The 14,826-nt window shown below is 61.6% G+C and carries 16 protein-coding genes; 7 read left to right on the forward strand and 9 right to left on the reverse strand.

Translation table 11 applies throughout. The features are described 5' to 3' along the window. The first annotated feature begins 6 nt into the window (after positions 1-6). Positions 7-522 (forward strand): hypothetical protein, encoded by a 516-nt coding sequence (locus tag EO99_RS0105390; RefSeq protein ID WP_408002860.1) that lies wholly within the window; start codon positions 7-9, stop codon positions 520-522. Further along, complete coding sequence (holA, locus tag EO99_RS0105395) at positions 510-1,550, forward strand: DNA polymerase III subunit delta (RefSeq protein ID WP_029617622.1); 1,041 nt, start codon at positions 510-512, stop codon at positions 1,548-1,550. Before EO99_RS0105390 ends, holA begins: the two co-directional genes overlap by 13 nt. A gap of 11 nt (positions 1,551-1,561) precedes the next feature. Here holA and EO99_RS0105400 read toward each other — a convergent pair whose 3' ends face one another. From EO99_RS0105400 to hemE, 8 genes are all read right to left on the reverse strand, one after another. Next, entirely contained in the window at positions 1,562-2,437 is an 876-nt protein-coding gene (locus EO99_RS0105400; protein ID WP_029617623.1) for a ParB/RepB/Spo0J family partition protein, read from the reverse strand. Between the two features lie 20 nt (positions 2,438-2,457). After that, positions 2,458-3,246, reverse strand: coding sequence for a ParA family protein (locus tag EO99_RS0105405; RefSeq protein WP_029617624.1), 789 nt, complete (start codon positions 3,244-3,246; stop codon positions 2,458-2,460). 21 nt (positions 3,247-3,267) lie between these two features. Continuing rightward, positions 3,268-3,885, reverse strand: coding sequence for a 16S rRNA (guanine(527)-N(7))-methyltransferase RsmG (rsmG, locus tag EO99_RS0105410; RefSeq protein ID WP_029617625.1), 618 nt, complete (start codon positions 3,883-3,885; stop codon positions 3,268-3,270). After that, the gene (mnmG, locus tag EO99_RS0105415; RefSeq protein WP_029617626.1) at positions 3,885-5,759 is read right to left on the reverse strand and encodes a tRNA uridine-5-carboxymethylaminomethyl(34) synthesis enzyme MnmG; all 1,875 of its coding nucleotides are present in this window, start codon (positions 5,757-5,759) and stop codon (positions 3,885-3,887) included. Before mnmG ends, rsmG begins: the two co-directional genes overlap by 1 nt. Positions 5,760-5,792: 33 nt before the next feature. Beyond that, entirely contained in the window at positions 5,793-7,094 is a 1,302-nt protein-coding gene (gene mnmE / locus EO99_RS0105420) for a tRNA uridine-5-carboxymethylaminomethyl(34) synthesis GTPase MnmE (protein WP_029617627.1), read from the reverse strand. A gap of 91 nt (positions 7,095-7,185) precedes the next feature. Then, positions 7,186-8,451: a transcription termination factor Rho gene (gene rho, locus EO99_RS0105425; protein ID WP_029617628.1), complete on the reverse strand. Its 1,266-nt coding sequence runs from the start codon at positions 8,449-8,451 to the stop codon at positions 7,186-7,188. A 181-nt stretch (positions 8,452-8,632) separates the two neighbouring features. Further along, positions 8,633-9,178, reverse strand: a complete 546-nt coding sequence (gene hemJ, locus EO99_RS0105430) for a protoporphyrinogen oxidase HemJ (RefSeq protein ID WP_029617629.1) — start codon at positions 9,176-9,178, stop codon at positions 8,633-8,635. Then, the gene (gene hemE / locus EO99_RS0105435; RefSeq protein WP_029617630.1) at positions 9,178-10,209 is read right to left on the reverse strand and encodes a uroporphyrinogen decarboxylase; all 1,032 of its coding nucleotides are present in this window, start codon (positions 10,207-10,209) and stop codon (positions 9,178-9,180) included. Before hemE ends, hemJ begins: the two co-directional genes overlap by 1 nt. A gap of 401 nt (positions 10,210-10,610) precedes the next feature. On the opposite strand from hemE, the gene EO99_RS0105440 reads away from it, so the two are divergent. The 5 genes from EO99_RS0105440 to dnaQ are packed head-to-tail and all read left to right on the forward strand — an operon-like array spanning position 10,611 to position 14,243. Beyond that, a complete protein-coding gene (locus EO99_RS0105440) occupies positions 10,611-11,432 on the forward strand; it encodes a pyruvate, water dikinase regulatory protein (protein ID WP_029617631.1) in 822 nt (273 codons plus the stop codon). Between the two features lie 32 nt (positions 11,433-11,464). Then, on the forward strand, positions 11,465-12,064 hold the full coding sequence (locus EO99_RS0105445) for a Maf-like protein (protein ID WP_029617632.1): 600 nt from the start codon (positions 11,465-11,467) through the stop codon (positions 12,062-12,064). Then, positions 12,057-12,914, forward strand: coding sequence for a shikimate dehydrogenase (locus tag EO99_RS0105450; protein WP_029617633.1), 858 nt, complete (start codon positions 12,057-12,059; stop codon positions 12,912-12,914). Before EO99_RS0105445 ends, EO99_RS0105450 begins: the two co-directional genes overlap by 8 nt. Further along, entirely contained in the window at positions 12,911-13,519 is a 609-nt protein-coding gene (gene coaE, locus EO99_RS0105455; RefSeq protein ID WP_029617634.1) for a dephospho-CoA kinase, read from the forward strand. The genes EO99_RS0105450 and coaE overlap by 4 nt, the downstream gene beginning before the upstream one ends. Beyond that, positions 13,512-14,243 carry a DNA polymerase III subunit epsilon gene (gene dnaQ, locus EO99_RS0105460; protein WP_029617635.1) on the forward strand — a complete coding sequence of 244 codons (732 nt, stop codon included), beginning with the start codon at positions 13,512-13,514 and terminating at the stop codon, positions 14,241-14,243. Before coaE ends, dnaQ begins: the two co-directional genes overlap by 8 nt. Before the next feature lie 21 nt (positions 14,244-14,264). Here the strand turns inward: dnaQ and secB are convergent, their stop codons facing one another. Next, complete coding sequence (gene secB / locus EO99_RS0105465) at positions 14,265-14,744, reverse strand: protein-export chaperone SecB (RefSeq protein ID WP_029617636.1); 480 nt, start codon at positions 14,742-14,744, stop codon at positions 14,265-14,267. Between the last annotated feature and the right edge of the window lie 82 nt (positions 14,745-14,826).

Genomic DNA, 14,826 nt, shown 5'->3' on the forward strand with positions numbered 1-14,826 from the left:
CGGCTGTTGAAACTGGCATTTGGGCTGACTGCCGTGGCCATGCTGGCCGGCTGTCAGGTTCGCCCGCTGTATTCGGAAGCCTCCGGAACCGGCCTCAAGCTGGCGGAAATCGCATTCTCGCCCGCAGATGAGAGGGTGGAGCAGGTCGTTCGGAACCAGCTGATATTCCTCACGTCGGGCGGGGCAGGGGAAACGCCTGCCCCCCAGTACGAGGTCGCTCTGCAGGTCACCGCCGCCTATAGCGACATTCTCGACGACGAGGACGCGGTCGGCTTGCAGCCCGGACGCGTCAACGTCTCCGGTAACTATACGCTTTCGCGAGTCAGCGACGGCGAGGTCCTGAAGGTCGGAACCCGCAGGATCACGTCGCTTCTCGACGTGTCGCGCCAGGAATTCGCCGAATTGCGGGCCGTCAGGGACGCGGAGGACCGGGCAGCGAAGGAGCTTGCCGAACTCATCCGTGCCGACCTCGCCATTGCCCTCTCCAGAGAGCCCCAGCCCCAGCCGACATGGCAGAAATAAAGTCGCACGAGTTTGATCGTTTCGTTGATCGCGGCAGCGAGACCTACCGCATCTTCGTGATCTACGGCCCGGACCGGGGCCTCGTGTCGGAACGTGCCTCTCTCCTCGTGAAGAAATCAGGCATTGCACAGGACGATCCGTTCTCGATGCTGAAGATGGATGTCTCGGATCTCCAGAACGACCCGGGGAGGCTGCTCGACGAGGTCAACTCCCTGGGCCTCTTCGGCGGCGACAAGCTCGTGTGGCTCCGCGGCGCCTCCAACGAAAAGGCGCTCCTCGATGCACTCGGCATTCTGGCAGCCGGGCCAGCGCCCGCCAACATGCTCGTCATCGAGGCCGGCGACCTGAAGAAGGGGAGCGGTCTGCGCAAGCTCGCAGAACCGTCGCGGATGATCGCGGTCATCCCTTGCTATGCCGACGATGCCCGGGCGCTCAATTCTCTCATCGACAGCGAGCTTGCCCTGGACGGCCTGGGGATATCGCCCGCCGCCCGCCGGCACCTGCTGGAGCTCCTGGGCGGGGACCGCATCGCCTCGCGAAACGAGGTGCGCAAGCTCGCCCTTTATTGCCGCGGCAAGGGCACCGTCGAAGAGGAGGACGTATCGGCGATCATCGGCGATGCAAGCAACGTCTCGACCGACGAGGCTGTTGACGCCATTCTGACCGGAAATCTTCCCGCACTCCGTCATTCAATGCAGAAGGTGTCGACCTCCAAGACGCCGATCTTCCTAGTCCTGCAGTCCTGTCTCAAGCAGTTCCAGATGATGGACCTGATGCGCGCCGAAATGGACGAGAAGAACCTGCAGGTCGGGCAGGTCATGATGACGCTCGGGCGGCACATCCATTTCAAGCGTAAGCCATTGATAGAAAAGGCTTTGCGGAGCTGGACGGCCCATGCTCTACAGCGCGAGACGGAACGGCTGCAGGCGGCAGTCCTGCACAGCCGCCAGAAACAGAGCCTGGAGGACAGCATCGCCTTTCAGACCCTGATGGCGATTGCGATCCAGTCGGCTCGCAGCCAGCGTTAGTCGGCTCAGCGCTACCGCCGCTCCAGAAGACGGCAGATTTCTTCCAGCTGCTCGAGGTTGCGATAGGTAATGCGCATCTGACCGTTGCCGCCCTTGTGGGCGATCTTCACCTCGAGGCCGAGGGAATCGGAGAGCGTCCGCTCCAGAGCAAGCGTATCGGAATCCTTCTGCTCCGCCTTGGCGCCCTGAGGCTGCGTCTGGGCCTTGACGTCGTTCTGCGCCAATCGCTCCGCATCGCGAACCGACATCCCCTTGGCGACGATCGTCCGTGCCAGAGCAACGGGATCCGAGGTCGTGATCAGGGCCCTGGCATGGCCGGCAGACAGTTCGCCCGAGGAGAGCATGTCCCGCACCGGCTCGGGAAGCTTCAGAAGCCGCAGGCTGTTGGCCACATGGCTTCGGCTCTTGCCGATGATCCCGCCCAGATCGTTCTGTGTATAGCCATATTCGGCAATGAGCTGATCGTAGCCGAGAGCTTCTTCGAGCGGGTTGAGATCTGCACGCTGAACGTTTTCGACGATCGCGATTTCGAGCGCGGTGCGGTCGTCCACATCGCGGACGATGACAGGGATCTCGTGCAGACCCGCAAGCTGGGCGGCACGCCAGCGACGTTCGCCGGCGATGATCTCGAACTGGCCGTTGACCGTCCGCACGACCACCGGCTGGACGATGCCATGCTGGCGAATGGAGCTTGCCAGATCCTGGAGATCGCTCTCATCGAACTGCCGGCGAGGGTTCCGGGGATTGCGGCTCACATGTTCGATCGGCAGCATCCGATCCGGATTGACCGGCTTCGGCGCCTCATCGACCTGCAGCGGCTGATCCATTTCACCGATCAGGGCTGCCAGACCGCGCCCGAGCCGGCGCTTTGAGAGATCATCGCTCATATCATAACCACCAATATTCGTCAGGCCGCCTTCCGGCGCCGTTCACGCTGAATAACCTCCGACGCCAGCTGCAGATAAGCCTGGCTTCCAGCGCACTTCAGATCGTAGAGAATAGCAGGTTTCCCATAGGAAGGCGCCTCGGAAACCCGGACATTCCGCGGGATCAGCGTGTGATAGACTTTGTCACCCAGGTAGGTCCGCACGTCATTGACGACCTGCTGCGCCAGATTGTTGCGGGCATCGAACATCGTCAGGACGATCCCCTGGATGTCGAGCCCGGGATTCACCGTCTGCTTCACCTGGTTGACCGTCTCCAGGAGCTGGCTCAGACCCTCGAGAGCGAAAAATTCACACTGCAGCGGAACGAGCACCGACTGTGCCGCCGCCATGGCATTCATGGTCAGCAGGTTGAAGGACGGCGGGCAATCCAGGATGATGTAGGAGTAGGGCAGGGCGATCTGCGTCAAGGCGCGCTTGAGACGAAAAACACGGTCCGCCTGCTGGGAGATCTCCATCTCGAACCCCAGGAGATCCATCGTCGACGGCACGATCGAAAGATTGGGAACGGCGGTCGGAAGAACCGTCTCCTGCACACTGTGCGTCCCCATGAGGAGATCATAGGAAGACACGGCACGGTCACGGCGATCGATGCCCAACCCGGTACTGGCATTGCCCTGCGGATCCAGGTCGATGATCAGGACATGCTCGCCGATGGCAGCAAGCGCGGTCGCCAGATTGATGGCAGTGGTCGTCTTGCCGACGCCACCCTTCTGGTTCGCGATGGTGATAATGCGATTAATAGGGTTCATGCCGCACCTGACGAACGAGGGCTATCGATCTTTGGGCCGGAGGTTACTCACTTCAAGGATGATGGAGTCGCTCTCGACGGCACTGGGATGTTCTATCAGATCGAAGTCCCAAGCACCACGCGCTTTACCGATTTCTCGCTGGTAATCCCGCCCTTTGTGAAAAAAGGCCCTTGCACCTGTTCCTGAAAGCCAGGGCGAGGCATGCTCTAAAAGAAGATCCAGTTCCGCCAGCGCTCGCGCCGACAGATAGTCACAGCGCTCGATCTGCCTCACCGCTTCGTCGATGCGCACCGGATGCACCGTGCCCCGCGCCTCGGTTTCCATCAGCGCCACACGCAGGAAAGAGGCTTTCTTCTGATTGCTTTCAACAAGATGGACCCAGCCGCTGCCGGCTTCCTTCAGCAGAATCGCCGTGATAATACCAGGGAAGCCACCGCCGGACCCGAGATCTATCCAAGTCGCCGCCTGCGGGCGAAGCTGGAAAAGCTGGGCACTGTCGGCGATGTGTCGATCCCACAACTCGTTGATCGTGGAAGGTGCCACCAGATTGATGCGGGACGCCCATTTGCGGAACAGACCCGCGAAATGCTCGAGGCGCTCCTGCGTTTCACGTGAAACACGCTTTCCGTTCAGCTGCATCAGGAGACTCGCTTCGCACGATTCGAGTCGCTCTTCCGGATCATCGCGAGCAGAAGTGCAGAGGCAGCGGGGGTCATGCCCTCTATGCGCGCGGCTTGAGCGAGGGAAACAGGCTTCAACTTCATCAATTTCAATTTAAGCTCGTTCGAGAGGCCCGAAATGGCCTGATAATCGAAATCCGCTGGAATCGTCAGGGCTTCATCACGACGCAACACGCCGATGTCCGTTGCCTGCCGGTTGATATAGACCGCATATCCCGCCTCGATTTCCAGGGCCTCGGCGATACGTCCGGGAACATCACCGAGTTCGGGCCAGCACCCGCGCAGGCTTCCGACATCCATCTCCGGATAGGCGAGCAGTTCGTAGGCACTGCGGCGCTGACCGTCCTGGTTGATCTTGAGACCCTTGGCCACAGCTTCCGTCGGGGTCACGGACAAGGATTGCAGCCGCGCACGCCAGTCCGCCAGCTCTCGTACATAGGCGTCAAAGCGCAGGGCGCGAGCCCGTCCGACGACGCCCAGAGAAACGGCCTCCGGCGTCAAGCGGGCGTCGGCATTATCGGCCCGAAGCGAGAGGCGATACTCGGCGCGGGAGGTGAACATACGGTAAGGCTCGGTCACGCCCCGGGAGGTCAGGTCGTCGATCATCACACCGATATACGACGTCGACCGGCTGAAGTGATAGGCTGCACCGCCGCCTGCGCGGAGGCCTGCATTCAGGCCTGCCGCGAGGCCCTGGGCAGCAGCCTCTTCATAGCCCGTCGTTCCGTTGATCTGCCCGGCCAGGAACAGGCCGGAGATCTTCTTGACCTCGAGAGCATGTGACAGCTCGCGGGGATCGACATGGTCATATTCGATCGCATACCCCGGCTGAACAATCTTGACCCGCTCCAGGCCCGGCATGGTCCGGATAAACGATTCCTGAATGTCGGCCGGCAGGGATGTCGATATCCCGTTCGGATAAACCGTCGTATCGTCCAGGCCTTCCGGCTCCAGGAAGACCTGATGACCGTCGCGCTCGCCGAATCGCACGATCTTGTCCTCGATGGACGGGCAGTACCGTGGGCCGACCCCTTCGATCTGCCCGGAGTACATCGCGGACAAGTGCATGTTATCACTGATGATTTTATGCGTTTCGGCAGTTGTTCTGGTCACGCCGCACGCAATCTGCGGATTGACGATCTTGTCCGTCATGAAGGAAAACGGCACAGGATCCTCATCAGCCTCCTGCAGACCGACTGAACCCCAGTCAATCGTTGCGCCGTTCAGCCGCGCCGGTGTCCCTGTCTTCAGGCGGCCGAGCGCGATGTGGTGGCGCGCCAAAGTTGCTGACAGACCGACGGAGGGTGCTTCTCCAACCCTCCCGGCCGGAATCTTTTCGGAGCCGATATGAATCAGCCCCCTCAGGAAGGTGCCTGTCGTCAGCACGACCGCGGCGCAGGAGAAGACTTGGCCATCGGCCATGATGACGCCGTTGATGCAACCGTCGACGACCTGCAGGTCGAAGGCATCACCCTCGATGACGGTGAGATTTGCATGCTCCGCGATCTCGCTTTGCATGGCCAGCCTGTAAAGCTTGCGGTCGGCCTGCGTCCGCGGGCCGCGCACGGCTGGGCCCTTTTTCCGGTTGAGAAGCCGGAACTGGATGCCAGCCGCATCGGCGACCCGGCCCATCAGGCCGTCCATCGCATCCACCTCGCGCACCAGATGGCCTTTCCCCAGTCCGCCGATTGCCGGGTTGCAGGACATCACTCCGATGGTCTCGCACCTGTGGGTGATGAGCGCCGTACGGGCACCCAGCCGCGCAGCCGCACTGGCCGCTTCGCAGCCGGCGTGCCCACCCCCGATGACGATGACGTCAAATTGCTCTGTCATGGCTGCCTTCCGGATCCGCGTGTTTCACGTGAATCATTTGCCGATACAAAACTGCGAAAAGATGACGTCCAGCAATTGCTCGACATCGACGGCTCCGGTGATCCTGCCCAGCGCAACAGCCGCCGTCCGCAGATTTTCCGCCCGAAGCTCAGGTTGCCCCGCCTTTAACGCTTCTGAAACGGAATTGGAAGCATCCAGCAGCAATTCAAGCTGACGCTGGCGGGTGGGGGCCATCGAGCCCGACCAGATCTTGCGTACCCGTTGCCGAATGGCCTCCCGCAACGCCTCCAACCCATCCTCGTCCCTTACCGAGATACAGAGATCATAGGCCGGCGACGGTCCGTGCAGGTCCAGCTTGCTGCCGACGCGCAGCAAATCCTTGTTCTCGGGGATAACGGTATGTTCCGGTTCCGAATCGATCTCTTCCAACAGCAGGACGAGGTCCGCCTTTCCGATGACATCATGCGCGCGTCGTATGCCTTCCTGTTCCACCACATCGCTGCTCTCTCGGAGTCCGGCCGTATCGAACAGCCGCACGAGGTAGCCGTCCATGTCGAGATCCACCTGCAGCACGTCTCTCGTCGTCCCGGCAACGTCGGTGACGATGGCGACATCTCGGTTTGCAAGCCCATTCAGCAGGCTGGATTTTCCCGCGTTCGGCCGTCCGACGATGGCAACCTTGTAACCGTCCCGGATGATCTCACCGGCCCGCGCCGCCTCGACGTGCCGCCGCAACTCCTGCTGCAGGACGATGAGTTCTCCGCTGACGCTGTCGGCCACGGACCCTGGGACATCCTCTTCATCGGAAAAATCCAGGTCCGCCTCGATCATGGCGCGGGCGTGCGTCAGTCGCTTTGCCCAGCCCTCATAGAGCGCGGACTGGCCGCCGAAGCTCTGTTCGACCGCAAGCCGTCGCTGCATTTCGGTTTCGGCCGCAATCAGTTCCGAAAGACCTTCGGCTTCGACGAGGTCGATCCGGCCGTTCTCGAATGCCCGCCGAGAGAACTCTCCCGCCTCCGCTGCGTGCAGGCCATCGATGGCGGCGAGCTCCTTCATTACGGCGGCCACCACGGCGCGACTACCATGCAGCTGCAACTCGACACAGTCCTCGCCGGTGAAGGACTGCGGCCCCGCGAAGACGAGCACCAACGCCTGGTCCAGCACATAGCCGTCTTGACCCACGATCGTCCTGAGCGCCGCTTGGCGTGGCGCCGGCAGTTCCTTGCGGGTCAGCAAGCAGAGAGCCGGCAACGCCTGCGGGCCGCTGATGCGCACCACGGCGACACCGGCGGGCAATGCACCGCTGGACAGGGCGAAGATCGTCGTTGGCAGCATCGTCATGCGGTTGCACCTGAATGATAGAGGCGGAAATGGAAAACGCCCGACACGAATGCCGGGCGTTCCAACGGATGAATCCGGCTAATGTTTAGGTGTTCATCGAATCGAAGAAGTCGCTGTTGCTCTTCGTCTGCTTCAGCTTGTCGATCAGGAACTCGATCGCATCGGTCGTTCCCATCGGCGCGAGGATGCGGCGCAGCACGAAGATCTTCTGCAGATCCTGGCGTGGCACCAGCAGGTCTTCCTTGCGCGTCCCGGACTTCAGGATGTCCATCGACGGGAAGATGCGCTTGTCGGCGACCTTGCGGTCAAGCACGATTTCCGAGTTGCCCGTACCCTTGAACTCTTCGAAGATCACCTCGTCCATGCGGCTGCCCGTATCGATCAGCGCCGTCGCGATGATGGTCAGCGAGCCGCCTTCTTCGATGTTTCGGGCTGCACCGAAGAAGCGCTTCGGCCGCTGCAGGGCATTGGCGTCCACGCCGCCCGTCAGCACCTTGCCAGAGGACGGTACGACCGTGTTGTAGGCACGGCCCAGGCGTGTGATCGAATCGAGCAGGATAACGACGTCGCGACCGTGTTCAACGAGACGCTTGGCCTTCTCGATGACCATCTCAGCAACCTGCACGTGGCGCACTGCCGGTTCGTCAAAGGTCGACGACACGACTTCGCCGCGCACCGAACGCTGCATGTCGGTCACTTCTTCAGGCCGTTCGTCGATCAGCAGGACGATCAGATAGCATTCCGGATGATTGGCGGTGATCGAGTGAGCGATATTCTGGAGCAAAACCGTCTTGCCGGTCCGCGGCGGGGCCACGATCAGGCCGCGCTGTCCCTTGCCGAGCGGTGCCACCAGATCGATGACGCGTGCGGAAAGATCCTTCGACGTCGGGACTTCCAGCTCCATCTTGAACCGGTCGTTTGGATAGAGCGGCGTCAGATTGTCGAAATGAACCTTGTGGCGAATCTTTTCCGGGTCGTCGAAGTTGATCGTGTTGACCTTGAGGAGCGCGAAATAGCGTTCGCCTTCCTTGGGTCCGCGGATCGGACCCTCGACGGTATCGCCCGTCTTCAGCGAGAACCGGCGGATCTGTGAGGGAGAAATATAGATGTCGTCGGGGCCGGGCAGATAGTTGGCGTTTGCAGAGCGCAGGAAGCCGAAGCCGTCCTGCAGCACTTCCACCACGCCTTCGCCGATGATTTCCACATCCTGGCTCGCCAGAACCTTGAGGATCGCGAACATCAGCTCCTGCTTGCGCATCGTGCTGGCGTTTTCGACCTCGAGCGATTCCGCGAAGGTCAGCAAATCGGTCGGCGATTTGCTTTTGAGTTCTTGAAGCTTCATTTCAGCCATGAAGGGACCACGTTGAGCATAGATGGGGAAAAAGGCGTGCCGGTGAAACTCTCGACCGCGGAGTTTTCCGGGGAGTATGAGCAATTACACGCATGCCACGAGATGAGATCGCGAAACTAGCGGGTCCCGCAGCCCGCCGCAAGGGGCTACGGACATTTCTTCGCCGAATTCGGAGGGGCGTCTAGAAAGGCTTGACGATGACCAGGATCACGATGGCGATCATCAGCAAGGTCGGCGCCTCGTTCATCATCCGCCAGTAACGCGGCGACCTCCGGGGGCCGTCGGCCGCAAATCCACGCACCGCCCGGCTGAACAGGACATGCACCACCGTCAGCAGGACGACCAATGCGATCTTGGCATGCAGCCAGCCCCCCTGGAAACGGAACACGTCCCAGGCCAGGTAGAGCCCAAGACCCCAGGTGATCATCATCGCCGGGTTCATGATCACCTTCAGAAGGCGCTGCTCCATGACCTTGAAGGTTTCCGACTGCTCGGAGCCGGGTGCCGCATCGCTATGGTAGATGAACAGCCGCGGCATGTAGAGCAGTCCGGCCATCCAGGAGATCACCGCCACGACATGCAGCGCCGTCATCCAGCGGGAGAAACTGTCCGGCTGGCCCAGGTAGAGCCCGATGATGATCGCGATGAAGACACCAAGCGCCATATAGGCCCGCAGCCCGGCGCGTCGCCCGGCGGTGGTCGAGACCTGTCTTTCCGTGTCCGCCATCACGTTGTTCCCCGCACGCGCCGCACAAGCTCCGCCACATGCTCAGGATCTGCCTCTGGCGTGATGCCATGCCCGAGGTTGAAGATCAGCGGACCCTGCCCAAGCGCCTGCAGGATCGCATCGATGCCCTCCTCCATGGCCTTGCCGCCGGCCACCACGCGCATCGGGTCGAGATTGCCCTGCACCGGGCCGTCCTTCTGCAGCTCGGCTGCAAACGACAGCGGAACGGTCCAGTCGAGCCCGATCGCATCCGCATCCGTGCCCTGTCGGTAGGTCTTCAGGTTCATGCCGGCACCCTTGGCAAAGGCGATAATCTTGGCGCCGGGTCGGGCTGCCCGCACCGTCCGGATCATCCTCGCCACCGGCTGCAGGGCGTAGCGCTTGAACTCTTCCTCCCCGAGTACGCCGGCCCAGGAATCGAAGATCTGCACCGCGTCAGCGCCTGCGTCGATCTGGGCAATCAGATACTCCGCCGAGATATCCGCAAGCAGCGTCAGAAGCTTCTCGAAGGCTGCCGGATGACGATAGGCAAACAGGCGGGCAGGCGCCTGGTCGGGTGTCCCATGGCCGGCGATCATGTAGGTGGCCACGGTCCATGGCGCGCCGCAGAAACCGAGTAGGGTCGTCTCCGTAGGCAGCTCCTGGCGCAGTCGGCGGACCGTTTCCAGCACCGGCTGGAGGTGATCCAGGACGCCCTTCGGGTCGAGCAGGTCGATCTCCGACTCCGAGATCGGATCCATCTGCGGCCCTTCTCCCTGCACGAAACGAACGTTGCGGTTCAGGGCGTCGGGAATGACCAGGATGTCGGAAAACAGGATCGAGGCATCGAAGCCATAACGGCGGATCGGCTGGAGCGTGACCTCCACCGCATGCTTCGGCGAATAACAGAGATCGAGGAAGCTTCCGGCCTCCGCACGGGTTGCGCGATATTCCGGCAGATAGCGTCCTGCCTGCCTCATGAGCCAGATTGGTGGTGGCGATACCGTCTGGCCTTCTAGGACCGCTATGATCTTCCTGACTGGGGCGGTCAAGGTTTTCCTCCTAAATAATAAAATTGAATCTTAAAGGCTTTCTATTTCTTAGAGTCGGTGACTATCAAGGATTAAACGTCCTCCACTCCAAGCGCGACAATCGGCCACTTCAAGGCCAACAGGTGTACAGCCAACGAGGCAAACCGGCAGCATCTGGGGACAAGTGGAAATATGTGAAATCTTTCCGATAGATGATGCATTCGATAAGAGGCTCCGGACTGTGGATAACGTGGGGAAGGATGAAGTCCAGTTCGATGTTGTCACCGTTATCCACATAGGCTCTGGATTTCCCTGCACCCGGTCCCTTATGTGGACAAGTCGAAGGTTTTCCCCACCCCCTCGGCACCACCTGCATTTGGCGACCGGTTCTCCCGGGTTATCAACAAAGGGTAAATAACAGCGTGGAGAACAAGAAAAACTTCTTTCATTTGCACCTGATTTCTGACTCCACCGGCGAGACGCTGATCTCGGCAGGCCGCGCGGCCTCCGTGCAGTTCCAGGGCTCCACCGCAGTGGAGCATGTCTACCCGCTGGTGCGAAACAGGAAGCAGCTCTTGTCGGTGCTCGAGGCGATAGATCGCCAGCCCGGCATCGTTCTCTATACCCTCGTGGATCAGGAGCTTTCTCATCTCGTCGACATGCGCTGCCGCGAGATCGGCACGCCGAGCGTCAACGTTCTCGAACCCGTCATCGCAACGTTCCAGACCTACCTGGGTTCCCCGTCGCGCCGGCGGGTCGGCGCGCAGCACGATCTGGACGAGAGCTACTTCGCGCGCATGGATGCGCTGAACTTCACGATGGACCACGACGATGGGCAGCTGCCGGAGGATTACGATCAGGCCGATGTCGTGCTGGTCGGCATCAGCCGCACGTCGAAAACGCCGACCAGCATCTATCTCGCCAACCGCGGCATCAAGACGGCCAACATGCCGATCGTCGTCGGTGCCGAACTTCCCCAAAGCCTGCTGCAGGCAAGCAGACCGCTGATCGTCGGACTGATCGCCACCACCGAACGCATCTCGCAGGTTCGCGAAAACCGCGAGCTTGGGACGACGCAGGGCTTCGATCGGCGGTACTACACCGACCGGGCTACCATCCAGGAGGAGCTCAAGCATGCCCGTGCCCTCTGCGCCCGCCATGGTTGGCCGATCATCGATGTCACCCGCCGTTCCATCGAGGAGACGGCCGCCGCAATCGTTGCGCTGCGCGACAAGCTGAGATAAGCCGCCGCAACTGTATAAGGAGAGAAGGCGCCGTGACACCGCAGCTTGTTCTGGCCTCGTCCAGCCCCTTCCGTCGCATGCTGATGGAAAACGCCGGCCTCGTCTTCGAGGCGGTTGCGGCCGATATTGACGAACGGCGGATCGAGGCGGCCCTGGAAGACGCCCACGCCCGCCCCGAACAGGTCGCTGTCGAACTGGCACGCGCCAAGGCGCTCGAGGTCAGCCGCCGCATGACCGGTGCGCTCGTCATCGGCTCGGACCAGACGATGTCGCTCGGCGAGCGCGTCTATCACAAGCCGAAGGATGTGGAGGAGGCGAAGCGCCATGTGCTGTCCCTCTCGGGAAAGACACACCGCCTCAACAGCGGCATCGCGCTGGCAAGGGATGGCGAAGTCCTCTGGGATCATCTCTCGCACGCCGATCTGACGGTCCGGACGCTCTCAGCCGATTTCGTGGAAGGCTATGTCGCCCGGTGCGGCGAGAAGCTTCTGGGAAGCGTCGGCGCCTATCAACTGGAAGGCGAGGGTGTCCAGCTTTTCTCGGAAATCCGGGGAGACTATTTCACCATCCTGGGGCTGCCCATGCTGCCGCTCCTGGACAAGCTTCGGGATCTGCGTGCCATCGATGGCTGATTCACGTGAAACCATGGTTAAGGCTTTCGTCACCGGCTGGCCGGTCAAGCATTCGCGCTCGCCGCTGATCCACGGCCACTGGCTGAGGCAGCATGGCATTTCCGGGGAGTACCGGGCAGAGCCCGTGGCCGTCGAGGACTTTGCCGATTTCATCGCAGACCTGAAGTCCGGGGCATCGCCCTATGTCGGCGGCAATGTGACGATCCCGCACAAGGAGATGGCCTGCCGTCTCGCTGACAAGGTCGATTCCATCGCCGGCGAGCTCGGCGCCGCCAACACGCTCTGGCTCGAAGACGGTCGGCTGCATGCGACCAATACCGACGCCCATGGCTTCGCCGCAAATCTGGACGAGCGGCATCCCGGCTGGGATCAGGCGCAGAAGGCCGTCGTCCTCGGTGCCGGCGGCGCCAGCCGCGCCGTCATCTATGCCCTGCGCGACCGCGGTGTCGATGAGATCCATGTGGTCAACCGCACCCGGACAAGAGCCGAGGAACTGGCGGACCGCTTCGGCGCCAGCGTTCAGGCTCATCCCATGCCGGCCCTGGAGGAGGTAACGCAAGGGGCGGGCCTGTTCGTCAACACCACCTCGCTTGGCATGGATGGCGAAGAGGCGCCCGCCATCGATTTCTCCGCAATGGCCCCGGGCGCTCTGGTGACCGATATCGTCTACGTCCCCCTGAAAACGCCGATCCTCGCGCAGGCGCAATCCCAGGGCCTTGCGACGGTCGATGGTCTCGGCATGTTGCTGCATCAGGCGGTGCCCGGGTTCGAGAAATGGTTCGGCGTCCGCCCGGTGGTGGATGAGACGCTTCGGGCGCTCGTGATCGCAGACATGGAGCGGCACGGATGATCGTCATCGGATTGACCGGCTCGATCGGCATGGGCAAGTCGACGACGGCCCGGATGTTTGCCGAGGCCGGCCTTGCCGTGAACGATGCCGATGCCGTCGTCCATGATCTCTACCGCTCCGAGGCCGTCGAACCGATCGGCAAGGCTTTTCCCGGCAGCATTGCGGACGGAAGCGTGGATCGCCAGGAACTGGCCCGCCAGCTGGCGGTGGATCCGGCGCGCTTCAAGGATCTCGAAGCGATCGTTCATCCCTTGGTGCGTCAGCGGGAGGCGCAGTTCGTCCAGGCACGCCAGGCCGCCGGCGACGATATGATCGTTCTCGACATCCCCCTTCTGTTCGAGGTCGGCGGTGAAAAGCGCGTCGATGTCGTCGTGGTCGTCACCTGTGATCCACGGATCCAGCGCGAGCGGGTGCTTGCACGCCCGGGCATGACTGTGGAAAAATTTGAACTGATTCTGGCCCGCCAGGTCCCCGATCAGGTAAAACGCCGGAAAGCCGATTTCCTGATCGATACGGGGGAGGGTATGGAAGCGGCGCGCAGTCGTGTCGATGAGATCATTGCGGCGCTGCGCGCCGGCAGGAAAAGCGAGACATCCCATGCGTGAGATCATCTTCGACACGGAAACCACCGGGCTGGAGACGAAGCTTGATCGGGTGATTGAGATCGGCGCGATCGAGCTGGTCAACAACTTCCCCACCGGTCGCAGCTTTCACCACTATCTGAACCCCGGCGATCGAAAGGTTCACCCGGATGCGCTCGCCGTGCATGGCTTGACGGATGAGTTCCTCAAGGACAAGCCGCGTTTCGGAGACATCGCGGCAGAACTCCTCGAGTTCTTCGACGGCGCCAAGTGGATCGCCCACAACGCGATGTTCGACATCGGCTTCATGAACGCCGAGTTCGAGCGGATCTCCTTGCCGCCGGTGCCGGCCGAGAACATCGTGGATACGCTCGCGTTGGCGCGGCGCAAGCATCCGATGGGGCCGAATTCGCTCGATGCCCTCTGCCGTCGCTACGGCATCGACAACACCCATCGCACCAAGCATGGCGCGCTGCTCGACTCCGAGCTTCTGGCGGAAGTCTATATCGAGATGACCGGCGGTCGTCAGGCGGCCTTCGGCCTGGTGGAGGTCGAAACCTCGACGACGACCATCGAGATCGACGAGATCAGCATCGGCGGCATTTCCGGTCGTCCCCGTGCCTTGCCCAACCGGCTGACGCCAGCCGAACGGCAGGCGCATGAGGCCATGGTGGCAAAGCTCGGAGACAAGGCGCTCTGGAGCCGGTACGACGCAAAAAGCCCGGATGTTCAGATCCGGGCTTCCTGAAATCAGTCGTGTGCCGAACGATCAGCTGTTGAGCGTCTGGACCTTGGCTTTCGCCTGTTCCTGCGCCATGCGCTGCGTGAACATCTGCGCGAAATCGATCGGGTCGATCATCAGCGGCGGGAAGCCGCCATTGCGGGTGACGTCCGCCACGATCTGACGGGCGAACGGGAACAGCAGCCGCGGGCATTCGATGAACAGAACCGGCAGCATGTGTTCCTGCGGAAAACCGGTGACGCGGAAGACGCCGCCGTAGACAAGCTCGGCCGCAAAGACGACCTTGTCATCTTCCTTGGCGTCGACGTTGAGCGTCAGGACCACGTCGAAATCGCTTTCCGACAGCGGGTTGGCGTTGACGTTCACGTTGATGTTGATTGCCGGAGCCTTGTCTCGCGCCTGCAGCGAACGCGGCGCACCCGGATTTTCGAACGAAAGATCCTTCGTATACTGCGCAAGGATGTTCAGCGAAGGGCTCGGTGCGCCCTGGTTGTTTTCGTCGGCCATGCGATTTCCTCGAGACAAGAGACGTTAGACCGGCGTCTAACATTTCACCCACGGCCTTACAACCCTTGCAGGGCGGGTGAAC

The organism is Pseudorhizobium marinum (genome assembly GCF_000705355.1).
GTDB classification, from domain to species: Bacteria; Pseudomonadota; Alphaproteobacteria; order Rhizobiales; family Rhizobiaceae; genus Neorhizobium; species Neorhizobium pelagicum.

What these genes read in the sequence shown, in the direction of transcription:
- rho (WP_029617628.1), bottom strand. Translation starts at nt 8,451, where the DNA reads ATGGCTGAAATGAAGCTTCAAGAACTCAAAAGCAAATCGCCGACCGAT.
- secB (WP_029617636.1), bottom strand. Translation starts at nt 14,744, where the DNA reads ATGGCCGACGAAAACAACCAGGGCGCACCGAGCCCTTCGCTGAACATC.
- coaE (WP_029617634.1), top strand. Translation starts at nt 12,911, where the DNA reads ATGATCGTCATCGGATTGACCGGCTCGATCGGCATGGGCAAGTCGACG.
- EO99_RS0105405 (WP_029617624.1), bottom strand. Translation starts at nt 3,246, where the DNA reads ATGAACCCTATTAATCGCATTATCACCATCGCGAACCAGAAGGGTGGC.
- EO99_RS0105450 (WP_029617633.1), top strand. Translation starts at nt 12,057, where the DNA reads ATGGCTGATTCACGTGAAACCATGGTTAAGGCTTTCGTCACCGGCTGG.
- hemJ (WP_029617629.1), bottom strand. Translation starts at nt 9,178, where the DNA reads ATGGCGGACACGGAAAGACAGGTCTCGACCACCGCCGGGCGACGCGCC.
- mnmE (WP_029617627.1), bottom strand. Translation starts at nt 7,094, where the DNA reads ATGCTGCCAACGACGATCTTCGCCCTGTCCAGCGGTGCATTGCCCGCC.
- holA (WP_029617622.1), top strand. Translation starts at nt 510, where the DNA reads ATGGCAGAAATAAAGTCGCACGAGTTTGATCGTTTCGTTGATCGCGGC.
- rsmG (WP_029617625.1), bottom strand. Translation starts at nt 3,885, where the DNA reads ATGCAGCTGAACGGAAAGCGTGTTTCACGTGAAACGCAGGAGCGCCTC.
- mnmG (WP_029617626.1), bottom strand. Translation starts at nt 5,759, where the DNA reads ATGACAGAGCAATTTGACGTCATCGTCATCGGGGGTGGGCACGCCGGC.
- EO99_RS0105400 (WP_029617623.1), bottom strand. Translation starts at nt 2,437, where the DNA reads ATGAGCGATGATCTCTCAAAGCGCCGGCTCGGGCGCGGTCTGGCAGCC.
- dnaQ (WP_029617635.1), top strand. Translation starts at nt 13,512, where the DNA reads ATGCGTGAGATCATCTTCGACACGGAAACCACCGGGCTGGAGACGAAG.